Here is a 16,283-nt window from a genome sequence, read left to right on the forward strand (position 1 = left end):
CCACTTCACCAGCCGCCGCGCGTCGGCGTGTGTCCCTTTCGGGCATCGTCGGGCATCGACATTTCGGCCCGCAGTCCAAGGAGCCGGATCGGCCGGTCCGGCTCGATTCCTGCTGTGAGGTCCAGGGCCCGCGCGAGGATTTCCTCCCGGTCGAATGTCTCGGGGATCTTCCTTCCGTAGGTCTTGGTGAAGAACGGCGCGTACCGGACCTTGAGCGTCAGCCCGACCACCGGCCGCCCTTCGGCCACAACATCCTCAAGTACGCGCGCCGTCAACTCCCTTACGGCGTCGTCGACCTGGGCGGGCTCGGTCAAATCCTGCTGGAAAGTGGTCTCCCGGCCGTGCCCGCGCGCAACCCACGGGGTGTCGTCCACAACGCTGGCTCCGTCCCCGCGTCCGAGCTGTGCATACCAAGGACCCATCTTCGGGCCGAACTCCGGGACCAGGCTCTGGGGGTCGGACGCGGCGAGTTCGGCGACCGTGTTGATGCCGAGTTTGGCCAGCCGGCTCGACACCCTGGTTCCGACGCCCCACAGGTCAATGGTGGGCCGGCTGCCCATGACGTCGAGCCAGTTCTCGGCAGTGAGACGGAAGACACCAGCCGGTTTGCCGAAACCCGTGGCGACTTTGGCCCGGACCAGTGTGTCGCCGATGCCAACACTGCAATGCAGCTCGGTTCGCTCCAGCACGGCGGCCTGCACCTGCCGGGCGTAGGCTTCCGGGTTCTCGGCCTCTATGCCCATAAAAGCTTCATCCCAGCCCAGCACCTGCACGGTCGCGCCCGGCTGCGCGCGCAGTGTCGCCATCACTATGTCTGACGCCGCGAGGTAAGCCTCCTGATCGACGGGCAGGATCACGGCGTCGGGCACTTTCCGGGCTGCGAGGCGCAGTGGCATTCCGGAACCCACGCCGAACGCCCTGGCTTCGTAGGATGCCGTGGACACCACAGCACGTTCCGTGGGATCCCCTCGGCCGCCGACAATGATCGGCTTGCCCGCCAGCTCAGGCCGCCGGAGCACTTCGACCGCCGCGATGAACTGGTCGAGATCGACGTGCAGCACCCACCGGATTCCGCTCACGCCACCAGTCTGCCGCAAACGCCTCTGCGAAGCATCGGTTCTCCGAGGAGCTTGGCCCCGCGTCCGTGGCACCCGCTTCACCGGCATAAGCTGAGATGGTGCAGTTTTCCCTTTGGCTGGCCCTGGTAGGCGCCGGCACCCTCATCAGTTTCACGCCCGGCGCCGGCGCCATCTCCACCATGAGCAATTCGTTGAACTCCGGGTTCCGCCGCTCCATCTGGGGAGTCCTGGGCCAGCAGGCGGCCCTGGTCATCCACATTGTGATCGTGGCCCTCGGCGTGGGCGTCCTGGTCTCCAGCTCACCCGTGATCTTCAACGTGATCCGCTACGCCGGCGCAGCGTACCTCGTGTACATGGGCATCCGGCAGTTCCTGCACCGGCCGGACCTGGACAAGGAGAAGGTCGAGGCCCGGCGGAACGAGCCGGCCTGGTCCATGTTCCAGCGCGGCGTCTGGGTCAACCTGCTCAACCCCAAGGCGATCGTCTTCTTCTTGGCGTTCATGCCGCAGTTCATCCGCCCGGACCAGCCGCTCATCCCGCAGTACGCCGTACTCAGTGTCACGATTGTGCTCATCGACATCGCCGTCATGTGGTTCTTCTTCGCCCTGGCGGCCCGCTCCTTCCAGCGCTTCACCCACAACGAGCATGGCCAGAAGGTCCTCAACCGGACCTTCGGAGTGCTGTTCGTGCTGGTGGGCGTGCTCCTCGCCGCCATCCATTAGGAGTCCGGAGCCCCTTGGACCGAGGCCGGCCCTACGCCGTGGAGCCGCGCACCACCAGCGAACTCTCCAGCGTGAGCTGCGGCTGTTCCAGCACCCGGCCCTCCATGAGCCCGCGGAGCTGTTCGCCGGCTTTGAGGCCCAGCGGCGTGGCCGGCAGGTGCACGCTGGTGAGGCCCGGGTTGGACGTGGCTGAGTACGGCAGGTCGTCGAAGCCCGCCACGGCCAGCTCCTCCGGGATGCGGACCCCGGCAACCCGCGCTTCCTGCAGCACGCCATAGGCGTGCGTGTCCGTACTGCAGACGACGGCGGTGACCCCGGCCTGCTGCCACTGCGGCCAGGCTGCCGCGAACGCGACGGCGGCCGCCCCGACGTCGATGGTGGTGCTGATGATGTGCTCATCGGCCACGGTGATCCCGCAGGCGGCGGCCTCATCCAGGAACGCGGCACGGCGGATCTCGAACGTTGCTGTGCCCGTGACGCTGTCCACGTAGGCCACGCGCCGGTGCCCCATGGCGGCCAGGTGCGCCGCCAGTTCGCGGGCACCATTGGCGACGTCAAGGTTCACCGACGGGGCATACCCTTCCAGGCCCGGCGCGTCCAGGAGCACCATGGGCCCTGCCACGGACAACTCCTCCAGGAACCCGGCGCTGGGTGCGTCCACCAACAGGCCCGCGGGACGGAGGGCCAGGAGCTTGCGGACGTCGTCGGCCCGGGGGAACTCGCCGGCATCGGTCACGGAAAGCAGGAGCTGGTAGTCGGACCCCAGCGATTCGCGGACGCCCGCAATGACCTTGGCAAAGAAGGGGTTGGCGATGTCCGGGGCTACCAGGATCACGATGGAACTGACCCCCTTGGACAGGGAACTTCCGATGCTGTCCACCACGTAGCCGAGTTCGGCGATCGCCTGGCGGACGCGGGAGACGTTGTCGTCGGAGACGCGGCCCTGAGTCTTCCCGTTGGCCACGAGGGACACCGTGGCCGTGGAGACTCCGGCCCGGGCGGCCACAATCGCCGCGGTGACGCGGTGCGCACGGGCGGCGGATGGTCCACCAGCAGCGGCCGGTCCCCCAGCAGGGGCGGGTCCACCAGCAGGGGGCTGCTGCACTCGTTCCGCGGGTTCCATGCATCGATCGTAGCCGGGATTTCGCCACTTCTGCTGCCGCAAGGCATCAAGCGCTTGACGCAATCTACGTTAAGCGCTTGACGTAATGGGCATTGCGGTGCCAAGATCTCTCTGAATGACCTAGCGCCCTGCCTGGCAGGCCCCAATGACGTGGAGATGAACATGGATCCCAACACCATGACCCCTGAACGCAAGAAGATCATCCTGGACTGCGACCCCGGACATGACGATGCGGTGGCGCTGCTCCTGGCGCACGGCAACCCGGACATCGAGCTGCTCGCCGTCACCACCGTGGTGGGCAACCAGACCCTCGAAAAGGTCACCCGCAACGCCCTCTCGGTAGGCACCATCGCCGGCATCACCGGTGTCCCCTTCGCCGCCGGCTGCGCCCGGCCCCTGGTCCGCACCATCGAAACCGCGCCGTCCATCCACGGCGAGACCGGCATGGACGGCCCCGCCCAGCTCGAGTCCACCATCGAGCTGGACCCGCGCCACGCCGTCGACCTCATCATCGAGACGATCATGGCCCACGAGCCCGGCACGGTCACCCTGGTCCCCACCGGCGGCCTCACCAACATCGCCCTGGCTGCGCGCAAGGAACCCCGCATCGTTGAACGCGTGAAGGAAGTCGTCCTCATGGGCGGCGGCTACCACGTGGGCAACTGGAGCGCCGTGGCCGAATTCAACATCATCATCGACCCCGAGGCCGCGCACATCGTGTTCAACGAGAAGTGGCCCGTGGTGATGGTCGGCCTGGACCTCACGCACCAGGCTCTGGCCACCCCGGAGGTCGTCGAGAGGATCGCCGCTGTGGGCACCAAGCCGGCCCAGTTCGTGATGGAACTGATGGAGTTCTTCACCCAGGCCTACAAGGACGCCCAGGGCTTCGACTACCCGCCGGTGCACGATCCCTGCGCCGTGGCCTACGTCATCGATCCCACCGTCATGACCACGCGCAAGGTCCCCGTGGACATCGAACTGCAGGGCAAGCTCACGCTCGGCATGACCGTGGCCGATTTCCGCGCCCCGGCACCCGAAGACTGCCACACCTCCGTAGCCGTCGACCTTGACCACGAAAAGTTCTGGAACCTCGTCACGGACGCCCTCGTCCGCATCGGCGAGCCCGGTGAGCCCCGCGAGCCCGGCACCGCCGCGCCAGCCGCCGCAGCACCGGCCGTCGCAGCCGCAGCAACCGCGGAGGCCAAGTAATGAGCACGCTCCTCACTGAAACCAAGACTACCCGCGGCAACGTCACCGCCCTCATGGTGGCCCTGCTGGCCGCCTGCGTGGCCTTCCAGCTCAACGCCTCCATGCTCAGCCCGGCCCTGGTCACCATGGGCAACGAGCTGCACACGGACCAGGCCGTCATCGGCCTTTCCCAGACCTGGTTCTTCACCGCCGCGGCCCTGTTCTCCCTGTTCCTGCCGCGCCTGAGTGACATCATCGGACGCAAGAAGATCCTGCTCGGCATGATGCTGCTGATGGCCGTCGGCTCGGTCATCGCGGCCATGGCCCCGGACGTCACCTGGCTCTTCGTGGGCCGCATCATCCAGGGCGTCAGCGGCCCCACGGTGCCGCTGTGCCTGATCATGCTGCGCTCCGCCGTCAGCAACCCGCGCAAGTACGGCACCCTCATGGGCCTCATCACGGCCGTCAACGGCGGCGTGGCCGGCGTCGACTCCTTCGTGGGCGGCTACTTCGCCGAGAACTTCGGCTTCCGCAGCATCTTCTGGCTCATGGTGGTCCTGGCCCTCGTGGCCACCGCCCTGATCGCCCTCCTGGCCGGCGAAAGCAAGCCCGCGGCCGGCACCACCATGGACTGGCTGGGCGTGTTCTTCATCGTCATCGCGGTGGGCGCCCTGCTCACGGCCCTCAACGAGGGCTCCAAGCTGGTGGGCGCATTCTCCACAGGCCCTCTGATGCTCGCCATCGGCCTGACCGTGGTTGCCGCCGCAGCGTTCTTCGCCTTCTGGACCGTGGAGAAGCGCGCCAAGGCACCCATGGTGGAAACCGTCCACCTGCGCCAGCGCTCCACCTGGGCACCGCTGCTGACCACCACCCTGACCATGACCGGCATCTTCGCCGTCATCAACGGCATTGTCCCTGCCTATGTGCAGGCGGCGGCCCCGGGCTTCGGCGTGGGACCCACCGAGATGTCGCTCATCATCCTCACCCCGTACGCCCTGCTCGGCTGGGTCATCGGCCCCATCAGCGGCCGCCTGGCCCCGGTCCTCGGCTACACCAAGGTCCTGCGCATCGGCATGGTCGGCAGCATCGCGGCCCTGGCCATCATCGCCTTCTTCGGCCTCAGCAGCCTGCCCATGATGATCGCCGGAACAGCCTTGCTGGGCATCATGTATGCGGGTACGGTCAACATCATGCTGAACGGACTCGGAGTGGTCCTCTCGCCGCAGGGCAACCCCGGCTTCCTGCCAGGCATGAACGCCGGCGCTTTCAACCTCGGCGCAGGCCTGAGCTTCCTGGTGCTGCCGGCCATCCTGGTGGCAACCTCCGCCCTGGGTGACGCCAAGGCCTCCTACCTGACCGTGGTGGTGACCGGGCTGGTCATCACCGTGGCGGCGTTCGCCGCCTCGCTGCTGATCCCGAAGCCCGTCGAGGCCGAGGTAGCCAAGTGACGCCGGAAACCACAGGCGGCCGGATCGTCGTCGTCGGATCCCTCAACGCGGACCTGACCATCTACTGCGAGCGGCTCCCGCTCCCCGGCGAGACCGTCCACGGCAACGGCTTTGCCGTCAATCCCGGGGGCAAGAGCGCCAACCAGGCGGTGGCCGCCAGCAAGCTCGGCGGGCACGTGAGCCTGGTCGGCGCGGTGGGCGACGACGCCAACGGGGCCATGCTCCTGGCTTCCACCGCCGGCGCCGGCGTGGACATCTCCCGCGTCCGCAGCTCCTCGGTCGCGGCCACCGGCGTGGCGGTCATCTCCGTGGACGCGCACGGGGAGAACAGCATCATCATCTCGGCAGGCGCCAACGGCACCCTGTCCCCCGCCGACGTCGCGGACGCCACGGACGCGTTCGAGCGCGCCGCCGTCGTCTGCCTTTGCCTTGAGGTCAGCCTCGAGACGGTCGCGGCCGCCGCACAGGCAGGGCACGACGCCGGCGCAACGGTTCTGCTGAACCTCTCGCCGTACGCGGAGATCCCGCAGAGCCTCGCGAACCTGAGCGATGTCCTGCTGGTGAACGCGCACGAGGCCTCGCTGTTCCTGGGCGATGCCGAGGTGCCTGGCGCCGGTGCCGACGCCGCGGCCTGGGAGCCCGTCCGGATGCAGTTCGCCGCCCGCGGCCTGGAGCGTGTGCTGGTGACGCTCGGCGCCCACGGTTCCGTGGTGCTCGACTCGCAGGCGGCCGAAGGCTCGCGGATCACCCGGGTTGCGCCCACCAAGGTCAACGCGGTTGACACCACCGGTGCGGGCGATGCCTTCACAGGCGCCGTCGCCGCCCGGCTCGCAGCCGGGGAATCCCTGGCCTACGCCGCCTCCTTCGCCTCCGTGGCCGCCGCCCTGGCCGCCACCAAGAAGGGCACCCAGGCTGCCTACCCGGCAGTCGAAGACGTGGAACGGCGCCTGGCGTCCTAGCTTTCCTCCAGCGCTGCCCCCGCCGTGCCCTCGTGGCTCGGCGGGGGCAGGTCCTGTTAAGCACCGTCAAGCGCCCGCGAAGACCATCCGATTATGCGTGATTTAAAAGCCTTCTCTCATTTCCATTCGATGGATAAACTGATTGAGGCTTGCTGGGGCCGTCCTTCGATACGAAAGATGCTTATGCTCCCCCTCATTGATTCCCTGGAAATCTCCACCCTTCGCTACAGCGTCCGCGGCCCGGTCTTCGCGCCGGCGGACCCTGGCTTTGACGCCGAAGTGGCAGCCTTCAACCTCTCCACCAGGCACACCCCCGACGTCGTTGTCGGGGCACTTGACGCCGACGATGTCGCCGCGGCAGTTGCGTGGGCGGCCCAACGCGGCCTCTCCATCTCCGTCCAGTCCACCGGGCACGGAGCCACCAACGCCATCGAGGGCGGGCTGCTCATCAGCACCCGCCGCATGCAGGAGCTGGAGATCGATCCGCTCGAAATGACCGCCCGGGTCGGCGCGGGCGTCCAGTGGAAAGCCGTGGTTGACGCCGCCGGCCCGCTGGGCCTGATGGGCCTCCATGGGTCCACCACCGACGTCGGCGTGGTGGGCTACACGCTGGGCGGCGGCCTGCCCGTGATGGGCCGCAAGTACGGCTTCGCAAGCGACCACGTCATTGCCTTTGAGCTGGTGACGGCCGATGGCACCCAGCAGCGCGTGACTCCGCGAAGCGACCCCCGGCTGTTCTCCCTGCTCCGGGGCGGCAAGGGAAACCTGGGCATCGTCACGGCCATGGAGTTCAAGCTGTTCCTGCTCGGGGAGTTCTACGCCGGCGGCATCTACTATCCGGGCGGGCATGCCCGGGAGGTGCTCACCGCCTTCAAGGCCTGGGCGCCGTCGCTCCCGGCTGATGTGTCGGCGTCGCTGGCCTTCCTGCGCCTGCCCGATCTTGAGATCGTGCCGGAACCGCTGCGCGGGCAGTTCATGATGCACCTGCGCTTCGCGCACCAGGGAACAGCGTTCGAGGGGGCGGAGCTGCTCCGGCCCATGCGGAAATGCGCCCCCATCGCCATGGACAGCGTGCGCCCCCTGCCGTACACGGAGATGGACTCGATCCACCAGGATCCGGACCAGCCCGTGCCCGTCCGGGAAGGCGGCTTCATGCTGGAGCGCCTGGACGACGACGCCGTGGAGGCCCTGCTGGCGCTGCTGGGGCCCGGCGTCGAAAGCCCGCTGCTACTGGCCGAATTGCGGCTCATGGGCGGCGAGCTGTCCACGGCGCCGGCAGGCGGCGACTGCATCGGGCCTCGGGACGCGGCCTTCAGCTTCTTCGGAGCCGGCCTGGCCGTGCCGCCGTTCGTGGCGGCGCTGCCCGGCGAATTTGCGCGGATCCGGGAGACCCTGGCCCCGTTCTCCACGGGCGGCAGCTTCATCAACCTGCACGGTCGCTTCGGCGATGCCGCGGACCGGGCCAAAGCCTGGACACCTGAGGCCTACGAGCGGCTGGTGGAGGCCAAAGCCAGCCTGGATCCCCAGAACCTCTTCCGCCACGGCCACGTGGTGGAACCGGCAGGCGTGTAGCCATCCCACCTGGATCAATCAGGCGCCGTAGCCAAGCACTGCGGCGCCTGTCCTGTTGCCTGTCCGCAGGGGCGCAGCAAGCGTAGGCTCAGTGCATGTCGGCTGCAGTCAGCATCGCGGGTCTCGTCAAGTCCTTCGGAGGCTTCAGGGCCTTGGACGGCCTGGACCTGGACGTCCGCGAAGGCGAGGTCCACGGCTTCCTCGGCCCCAACGGCGCGGGCAAGTCCACCACCCTCCGCATCCTGCTGGGCCTGCTGCGGGCCGATTCCGGACGGGTGGAAATCCTGGGCGGCGATCCATGGCGGGACGTTGTTCCGCTCCACCGGCGCATCGCCTACGTGCCGGGGGACGTCAGCCTGTGGCCCAGCCTCACGGGCGGCGAAGCGATCGACCTGCTGGGCAGGCTCCGAGGCGGTCTGGACCTGAAGTTGCGGGCGGAGCTTCTGGAGGTCTTCGAGCTGGACCCTTCCAAACGCGGCCAGGCCTACTCCAAGGGCAACCGGCAGAAGGTGGCCATTGTGGCGGCCTTGTCCTCAAACGCCGAGCTCCTCATCCTGGACGAACCCACCGCTGGCCTGGATCCGCTCATGGAGGCGATCTTCCGCGAGGAGATCCGCAGGCAGAGGGCGCGCGGCCGCAGCGTCCTGCTCTCCAGCCACATCCTCGCCGAGGTGGAAGCGTTGTCGGACCGTATCAGCATCATCCGCCGGGGAAAGGTGGTGGAGACGGGCAGCCTTGAGCAGATGCGCCGCCACGTCCGGACCAACGTCACCGCCACCCTCAGCGACGGTGCCACCCCGCTCGGCGGGCTGCCCGGCGTAGACGATCTCAGGATCGAGGGCCGTCGCGTGCGGTTCAGCGTGGACGAGGGATCGCTGGCGGCCGCCATGGGCGCCCTTGCCCTGCATGGCCTCACTGCCCTGACCGTCACGCCGCCCAGCCTGGAAGACCTCTTCCTGCAGCACTACGGCGAGCGCCTCCACCCCGACGACGGTGAAGACGACGGTGAAGACCACCGTGACACCGACGACGGCGGAGGGAACCTCCGGCAGTGAGCGGCACCCAGTTCACCGGAACCCTGCTCCTGCTGCGGCATGCCATCCGCCTGGACCGCTGGAAGCTGCTTCCCTGGCTGCTGATTTTCGGGGCCATCCCCACGGCGACATACGCCGCCTACAGCTCCATCTTCACCTCGCCCGCCGAGGCCTTGCTGCTCCAGGCCACCCTCACCACCAACCCCGCGTTCGCCCTGCTGTTCGGACCGGCCACCGACCTCACCACGGCCATCGGCTTCGTCACCTGGCGCGTGCAGATGTTCAGCATGTTCTTCGTGGCGCTGATGGCGGTCTACGCCGTCACCCGGCACACCCGTGCCGCCGAGGACTCGGGCCAGGCCGAGCTGGTGGACTCCGGCGTGGTGGGCCAGCACGCGAGGCTGGCCTCCGCCGTCCTCCTGGCCTGGATCGCGTCCGCCGCGGTGGGCCTGCTGGTGGGCGGGACGCTGGCATCCGCGGGAGCCCCGCCGTCGGGCGCTTTCGCCCTCGGTGCGCTGCTGGCGGGGATGGGCGTCGCCTTCGCCGGAGTCGCGGCGGTGACGGCCCAGCTTGGCTCGGCGGCCCGGACGGCCAACACCCTGGCCGTGTCCGTGCTCGGGATCAGCTACCTGCTGCGGGGTCTGGGCGATACCCTCACGGATGCAAGCTGGCTGCTGTGGACGAACCCCATGGGGTGGGCGGAGCGGATCCGGCCGGCCACGGACAACAATTTCTGGCCGCTGGCCCTGCTTGCCGCGGCGGGTGCCATCCTCACGGTGCTGGCCGCGTGGCTGCGCTCCCGGCGGGATTTCGGCCTGGGCATTATCCCGGGGCGGCCCGGTCCCGCTCAGGGCCAGGCGGGAATCTGGGGGCTCACCTCCCGGCTGGACCGCGGGGCGTTCTGGACCTGGGGAGTGAGCCTGGTGGCGCTGGGATCGGTGTACGGGCTGGTCACCAGCACCATGGCCACGGTGTTCGCGGACAACCCCTTCATCAAGCAGATGATCGCCTTCCGGGTGGCCACCGAGGAGCAGCTGCTCATGGCCTTCGTGGGCGTGCTGCTGCTGGTGCTGACGCTGATCAGCGGGGCCTTCGGCATCCACCTCGCCCTGCATTTCTACGCGGAGGAGGAGGAACGCCGGGCGGAGTGGGTCCTGTCCGCGCCGTTGTCCCGCCTCGGGTACTTCACGCCGACGGCGGTCCTCGCCATCCTGGCGCCGGCCGTGGGCCTCATGCTGGGCGCCCTGGCCCTGGCGGCCGGGGCGAAGGTGACGGGCTCCGCCGCGGACACGGGCACGGTCCTGCGGCAGGCCCTCGCCCAGCTGCCGGCGCTGTGGCTGGCCGCCGCCGTCGCCCTGGCCTTGGTGGGCCTGGCTCCCCGCCTGCGAGGGCTGGCATGGCTGCTGCTGGTGTACTGGTTGCTGCTGACGATGTTCGGCCCGGTGCTGAAGCTCCCGGACTGGCTGCTGAACACGAGCCCGTTCCATGTGGTGCCGAATGTTTCAGCGCCCGACGCCGATTGGTTGCCGGTGTGGTGGACGCTGGCGATTGCGGCGGTGCTGTTGGTATCGGCGCTGGCGGGCTACCGCCGTCGGGATCTGGTCTGCACCTGACCCCGGGACCTCGAAAACCGGCCGCCCGGCCTTCACACACCATCGATTTTACAAAATCGCGGCCGGGGGCCTCCGGGGTCTAGCCAAGACCGGCCGGCATGCACGATGCTTGCTGCATGTACTCAGCGTCGAGCCCATACCGCATCATTACTGTCTGCACCGGCAACATCTGCCGCTCCCCCATGGCGGAGCTCATGTTGGCCGAGGCCTTGAAGGCCCAAGGGCTGGGAGGGGACGTGGAGGTCGACTCCGCGGGGACCACCGCGTACGAGGCCGGACACCCCATAGATCCCCGGGCGGCCCGGAAACTCGACGCCCACCACATTCACTCGGCCCACCATGTTGCCCGGGCGTGGCGTCAGGAATGGTTCGGCGAGCGCGACCTCATCCTGGCCCTGGACGTGGACCACTACGGCTGGCTCCACGAGACGGCCCCGGACGGCGAATCGCTCGCCAAGATCCGCATGCTGCGCAGCTTCGATCCCGCCATGGCCGGCCGCAGCACCCTGGACCTGGGCATCGAGGACCCTTGGTACGGCGGGCACCAGGATTTCGACTCCACCTGGACCCTCATCCAGGCCGCCATTCCGGGCATTGTGGAGCACGCCCGCACGGCCATCACGGACAGCTCCGGCAAGCCGTTCGGAGGGAACCGCCTGGACCATAAGCAGGTAACCTCTATTTCATGACCCCCGCACCTGTGATCATTGCCGTCGACGGACGGTCCGGCGCAGGAAAGACCACCCTGGCCGTTGAACTGGCCGCCCGCCTCCGCGAGCATCACAAGGTGTCGCTGTTCCACCTGGAGGACATCTACCCCGGCTGGAACGGCCTGGCCGCGGGCATCGAACGGTATGTCACCACGGTCCTGACGCCCCTGAGCCAGGGCACAGCAGCGGAATGGGTCAGCTGGGACTGGGAAAAGCACTACGACGGCACACAGTTCGTCACCTTGCCGGCGGAAATCGTGATCGTGGAGGGCGTTGGCGCCGCCGCGGCGGCCGCCCGGCCCATGCTGGACGCCGTCGTCTGGGTGGATGCCCCGGGTGAGGAACGCCGCCGCCGGGCCCTGGCCCGCGACGGCAGCAGCTACGAACCCTACTGGGACCGCTGGGCCGCCCAGGAGCAGGAATGGCTGGATGCGGACCCCGTGCAGGGCAGCGCCGACATCCGCGTCCTCAACCACGCCGACGGCAAGGCCCCCGGCGATGTCCTGCAGGCCCTGAACTACCTGCCCGCCCTTGCCTCCGTGCTGGTCCCCGAACTCAGCGCCCGCCGCGGCCTGCAGCTGCGGTCCGAGAAGCTCGACGCCGTCCCGGATGCGGCCGCCCTCTTCGAGACCCTGTACGGGGCATCGGACAACGCCGTGTGGCTGGATTCCTCCAACGCCGCCACGGTGCACGGCGCTGTGGCGGCCGGCGCTGTCCCCGACGCTGGCCGGGTCCACAGCCCGGCCGCCGAGCGCAGCCGCTTCAGCATCCTCGCCGACGACGCAGGGACGTTCGGCCAGTCGGTCCTGCACAGTTCGGGGGCCACCCGGCTGACGGCCGGCTGCGCCACCGTGGAAACCAGCGGGCCGTTCTTCCGCTGGCTGGACTCCGTGTGGGGGCGCCGCGCCGTGCGCGCCCCGCGCGGCTACGAGGGCCAGTTCACCCTGGGCTGGCTGGGCTACCTCGGCTACGAACTCAAGCGCGAAACCGGCGGCAGCGACGTCCGCTCCGAAACGCCGGACGCCGCCCTGCTCTTCGCGGGCCGGGCCGTGGTGATCGACCACCGCGAGCGGGCCGTCTGGCTCCTGGCCCTGGACGCCCCCGACGCCGATGACTGGTTCCGGCTGGCAGCCGAGGCCGTGCGGGCCGCCGCCGCGCCGCCCCGTGGAGAAGCCGCCCCGCGCCTCAGCGAAACAACCCCCGCGGAGGCGACAGCCGCCGTCGGGAGCCCCGCTTTCCCGCTCGAGTTCAGCAGCCGCGACACCGCCACCGGATACAAGGGCAAGATCGCCGATGCCCAGCACGAAATCGACGAGGGCAACACGTACGAGGTCTGCCTGACCACCACGTTGGAGGCGGCGGACCCGGGGCTGGACCCGTGGCAGAGCTACCTGGCCATGCGCCGGCGCAATCCCGCCCCGTTCGCCAGTTACCTGCGCTTCGGCGGCCTGGCCGTGGCCAGCACCTCGCCCGAGCGTTTCCTGCGGATCGCCTCCGACGGCGGCATGCGGGCCGAGCCGATCAAGGGCACCCGCCGCCGGGCCGACGATGCCGTGGCGGACGCCGCGCTGCGCGAGGACCTGGCCACTTCGCTCAAGGACCGGGCCGAGAACATCATGATCGTGGACCTGCTCCGCAACGACCTGAGCCATTTCGCCGTCCCCGGCTCGGTGACCGTGAGCCGGCTGTGCGCGATCGAAAGCTACGCCACGGTGCACCAGATGGTCAGCACCATCGACGCGCACCTGCGCCCGGGGGCGCCGCGGGCCGAGGCCGTCGCGGCCGCGTTCCCGGCCGGATCGATGACCGGGGCGCCGAAGATCAGCACCATGGATATCCTGGACCGCCTCGAGTCCGGCCCGCGCGGCGTCTATTCCGGGGCGATCGGCTACTTCTCGCTGAACGCGGCCACGGACCTCGCCGTCGTGATCCGGACCCTGGTGATGGCCGCCGACGGCGACGGGCGGCGCACGCTCAGCCTCGGCGTCGGCGGTGCCATCACGGCCGATTCCTCCATGGAGGACGAGTACGAGGAGATCCGGACAAAGGCCTTCGGTGTGCTGTCGGCGCTCGGCGCGGAGTTCCCCGCGGGCTGAGTTCAGTCGTGCTCCTCCGTGCGGGCCCGCACGGTGCGGGCGTCGTTGCGGGTCAGGAAATAGTAGAAGACGCTGGCCAGGACGGCCCCCACGAACCACGAGTACGGGCCCAGGCCCGAGCCTCCCGGCAGGAAGGTCTGCAGCGCCGGGACCAGCGCCATGACGGCCGCGACGGCGGCGGCCGGGACCAGCGCGGCAATTGCCTTCAGGTTCCAGCCCTTCGTGTAGAAGTAGAGGCCCGTTTCGTCCTCGTGGTACAGGTCCGAGACTTTGCAGCGCTGGTGCCGGATGCGGAAGAAGTCCGTGAAGATGACGCCGAACAGCGGGCCAAGCAGCGCGCCGAGGCCGCCCAGGAAGTAGACGATCACCACCGGGCTGCTGAACAGGTTCCAGGGCAGGATCACGATGGCCAGGACGGCGCTGATGAGGCCGCCGCGGCGGAAGTCGATCCGGTGCGGGGCCACGTTGGCCAGGTCGTAGGAGGCCGAAACGAAGTTGGCCACCACGTTGATGCCGATCGTTGCCACCACGAACGTCACGGCGGCGATGATGGTGATCCAGGGGTTGTCGATGGCCTGGACAATGGCCACCGGGTCCGTGATGACCTTGAAGATGTCCTGGCCGCGGTACTGCGACTCGGTGAAGTAGGACGCCGCGCCGGCCGTGACCACCACGGTGACCAGGGCGAAGGCGATGAAGTTGACGGGAAGACCCCAGAAATTGCCGCGCAGGATGGTCCTACGGTCCGGGGCGAACCGCGAGAAGTCGCAGAAGTTGAGCAGCAGGGCCGAGAAGTACGTGACGGTCAGGGCGATGGCGGAGAAGAACTGCGCCACAGCGGCGGGCCCGTCCAGGGGTGCGACGCCGGGGATCGAGAGGCTGAACTTGTCCCCCGCCTGCACCACGATGTAGATCGCGAGGGCGAACATCGCCACCCAGATGGCCGGGCCCGCCCAGTCCTGGAACTTGCGGACGGTTTCCATGCCGCGGCGGATCACCAGCAGCTGGACCGCCCACAGGACCAGGAACGCGGCCCAGCCGATCGGGGTCAGGCCCAGGACGTGGGGCACGTCCGGTCCGTCCAGCGGCATGAGTTCGGGCCACACCGAGAAGAGCAGCACCAGCACGGCTTCGGAGGCCAGCCAGGTCTGGATGCCGTACCAGGCGATGGCGATCAGGGCACGGATCAGGGCGGCCAGGTTGGCGCCGAAGAGCCCGAAGGACATCCGCGCCAGCACGGGATAGGGGACGCCGGTTTTCTGGCCCGCCGTGCCGGCGAAGTTCATGAGGAAGTAGACCAGCGTGATGCCCACGACCAGGGCCAGGAAGACCTGCCAGCCCACCAGCCCGGTGATGAAGAGGCCCGCCGCGAAGGTGTAGCCCGCGATGCTGTGGACATCGCACATCCACAGGGCAAAGAGGCTGCGGACCCGCCAGTTCCGCTGCCTGGCCGGGGCAAGGTCCTCATTCCAGAGCCTGTCGCTGACCAGGCGGCCTTCGGCGAGGATCCGCACCTTCTCCGGATGCTCGTCACCCGGCCCGGGCGGTACCGGTGCACTGGGAATTTCGTCTTTCAGCCCCATGACGCCTCCGAATACGACGGCCGCCTGCATAGGCCGCAGGAGTTTCACTATTGCACGCGGCCCGGGGGCGTGCAATGGTGCCGGGACCCGCAACGGGGAGAACTACCCATGGGCCCGGAATGCGCCGGCGCGGCGATCCGCATAGGGTGGATGAGCGGAAATGTGTGGTCTTAAGGCCTTGGGGAAACAGGAGCAAAATGAGGAAATTGATTGCAGCACTCGCCATGGCCGGCCTCGCCGGCCTCACGGCCTGCGCCCCGGCAAGCGAAGCCCCTGCACCGGCCAGCACCGCGCCGGCGTCGGGCAATAGTGTCGCAAAGCCGTCGAAGTCCGCGTCGGCGGGTGCCTCCACGGGGGCCTTAGGCGTCAAGGAATCATGCGAGCGCTTCAACTCCCTCGTCGTCGATCTCAGGGCTGTGAAGGCTGAAGACTCCGATGGCTACGATGACATCTACTTCCGCGCCCAGGAGGCCAAGGACGCTGCCACCGGCGACATCAAGGGTCTCTTCGCGGCCGTGAGCATGCTGGCGCTCGATCGCTCTCTCGGCGAGACACCCTCGAAGCAGTCCCAGGACGCCATCCGCGATGCCGTGTTCGCCAACGCCGGTGAGTGCACAGCTGAAGATGTCACGCTGACCTACTGAAGACTCATGGATGCCGTCAGCCCACGCTGACGGCGCCCACAATCTCTTTCAGCAGATCGATCCGGGGCTCCACCTCGGGATTGACCACGGGCCAGATCACCACGATGCCGAGGAACCGGTTGTTCTCCCACACGCCCACTGTCGCGGCGGACTTCGCCGCACCGTCCGCGTCCAGGTAACCGGTCACGACGGCGTACGTCGCCTTGCCGGGCAGCTGCAGTTCGCCTTCGGCCAGGATGCTTCCGCCACGCTCGTTGAGGTAATAGTCAGACTTGATGTGTGCCCAGGCGTTGGCCCCGGCGGGGCTGTCAACTGACTGGCCATCATCGATAACCGTCACCAGGATGCCGCCCAGGAGTCCGTACTGTTCGGTGTTGGGACCCGCCGTCGACTCCGTCATGAGCTCTGTGAACTCCGGAAAGTCTGCGGTAAAGCCCAAAGGGGAATCAATGTGCGTTGGCATAGTGTGGTTGCTCCTCAGCAAGATCGGGACGGGACTGTCTGACAGCGGT

General features: G+C 68.4%; 14 protein-coding genes. 10 read left to right on the plus strand and 4 right to left on the minus strand.

The window, feature by feature from the left end; genetic code table 11:
* Nucleotides 1–5: 5 nt before the first annotated feature.
* The gene (locus NVV90_RS18695) at nucleotides 6–1,061 is read right to left on the minus strand and encodes a DNA polymerase IV (protein WP_258441236.1); all 1,056 of its coding nucleotides are present in this window, start codon (nucleotides 1,059–1,061) and stop codon (nucleotides 6–8) included.
* A gap of 116 nt (nucleotides 1,062–1,177) precedes the next feature.
* Here NVV90_RS18695 and NVV90_RS18700 point away from each other — a divergent pair, with 116 nt between their 5' ends.
* Nucleotides 1,178–1,801 carry a LysE family transporter gene (locus NVV90_RS18700; protein WP_258441237.1) on the plus strand — a complete coding sequence of 208 codons (624 nt, stop codon included), beginning with the start codon at nucleotides 1,178–1,180 and terminating at the stop codon, nucleotides 1,799–1,801.
* 31 nt (nucleotides 1,802–1,832) lie between these two features.
* Here NVV90_RS18700 and NVV90_RS18705 read toward each other — a convergent pair whose 3' ends face one another.
* Entirely contained in the window at nucleotides 1,833–2,810 is a 978-nt protein-coding gene (locus NVV90_RS18705; protein ID WP_258441238.1) for a LacI family DNA-binding transcriptional regulator, read from the minus strand.
* A gap of 276 nt (nucleotides 2,811–3,086) precedes the next feature.
* Between NVV90_RS18705 and NVV90_RS18710 the strand changes: the two genes are divergently transcribed.
* The 8 genes from NVV90_RS18710 (at nucleotide 3,087) to pabB (ending at nucleotide 13,544) form a co-directional block, all read left to right on the plus strand.
* Nucleotides 3,087–4,133 carry a nucleoside hydrolase gene (locus tag NVV90_RS18710; RefSeq protein WP_258438737.1) on the plus strand — a complete coding sequence of 349 codons (1,047 nt, stop codon included), beginning with the start codon at nucleotides 3,087–3,089 and terminating at the stop codon, nucleotides 4,131–4,133.
* The gene (locus NVV90_RS18715) at nucleotides 4,133–5,560 is read left to right on the plus strand and encodes an MFS transporter (RefSeq protein ID WP_258438738.1); all 1,428 of its coding nucleotides are present in this window, start codon (nucleotides 4,133–4,135) and stop codon (nucleotides 5,558–5,560) included. Before NVV90_RS18710 ends, NVV90_RS18715 begins: the two co-directional genes overlap by 1 nt.
* Nucleotides 5,557–6,519 carry a ribokinase gene (locus NVV90_RS18720; protein WP_258438739.1) on the plus strand — a complete coding sequence of 321 codons (963 nt, stop codon included), beginning with the start codon at nucleotides 5,557–5,559 and terminating at the stop codon, nucleotides 6,517–6,519. The genes NVV90_RS18715 and NVV90_RS18720 overlap by 4 nt, the downstream gene beginning before the upstream one ends.
* Before the next feature lie 183 nt (nucleotides 6,520–6,702).
* Nucleotides 6,703–8,091, plus strand: a complete 1,389-nt coding sequence (locus NVV90_RS18725) for an FAD-binding oxidoreductase (RefSeq protein WP_258438740.1) — start codon at nucleotides 6,703–6,705, stop codon at nucleotides 8,089–8,091.
* A gap of 95 nt (nucleotides 8,092–8,186) precedes the next feature.
* Complete coding sequence (locus NVV90_RS18730; RefSeq protein ID WP_258438741.1) at nucleotides 8,187–9,146, plus strand: ABC transporter ATP-binding protein; 960 nt, start codon at nucleotides 8,187–8,189, stop codon at nucleotides 9,144–9,146.
* The gene (locus tag NVV90_RS18735) at nucleotides 9,143–10,738 is read left to right on the plus strand and encodes an ABC transporter permease (protein WP_258438742.1); all 1,596 of its coding nucleotides are present in this window, start codon (nucleotides 9,143–9,145) and stop codon (nucleotides 10,736–10,738) included. The genes NVV90_RS18730 and NVV90_RS18735 overlap by 4 nt, the downstream gene beginning before the upstream one ends.
* 116 nt (nucleotides 10,739–10,854) lie before the next feature.
* Nucleotides 10,855–11,427, plus strand: coding sequence for a low molecular weight protein-tyrosine-phosphatase (locus NVV90_RS18740; RefSeq protein ID WP_258438743.1), 573 nt, complete (start codon nucleotides 10,855–10,857; stop codon nucleotides 11,425–11,427).
* Entirely contained in the window at nucleotides 11,424–13,544 is a 2,121-nt protein-coding gene (gene pabB, locus NVV90_RS18745) for an aminodeoxychorismate synthase component I (protein ID WP_258438744.1), read from the plus strand. Before NVV90_RS18740 ends, pabB begins: the two co-directional genes overlap by 4 nt.
* Nucleotides 13,545–13,546: 2 nt before the next feature.
* Here pabB and NVV90_RS18750 read toward each other — a convergent pair whose 3' ends face one another.
* Nucleotides 13,547–15,127, minus strand: coding sequence for an NCS1 family nucleobase:cation symporter-1 (locus NVV90_RS18750; protein WP_258438745.1), 1,581 nt, complete (start codon nucleotides 15,125–15,127; stop codon nucleotides 13,547–13,549).
* Between the two features lie 197 nt (nucleotides 15,128–15,324).
* Between NVV90_RS18750 and NVV90_RS18755 the strand changes: the two genes are divergently transcribed.
* Nucleotides 15,325–15,771 carry a hypothetical protein gene (locus NVV90_RS18755; RefSeq protein ID WP_258438746.1) on the plus strand — a complete coding sequence of 149 codons (447 nt, stop codon included), beginning with the start codon at nucleotides 15,325–15,327 and terminating at the stop codon, nucleotides 15,769–15,771.
* Nucleotides 15,772–15,787: 16 nt separating this feature from the next.
* On the opposite strand, the gene NVV90_RS18760 is transcribed toward NVV90_RS18755, so the two are convergent.
* A complete protein-coding gene (locus NVV90_RS18760) occupies nucleotides 15,788–16,234 on the minus strand; it encodes a hypothetical protein (RefSeq protein WP_258438747.1) in 447 nt (148 codons plus the stop codon).
* Nucleotides 16,235–16,283: the final 49 nt, after the last annotated feature.

The organism is Arthrobacter sp. CJ23 (genome assembly GCF_024741795.1).
In the GTDB taxonomy this organism is placed as follows: domain Bacteria; phylum Actinomycetota; class Actinomycetes; order Actinomycetales; family Micrococcaceae; genus Arthrobacter.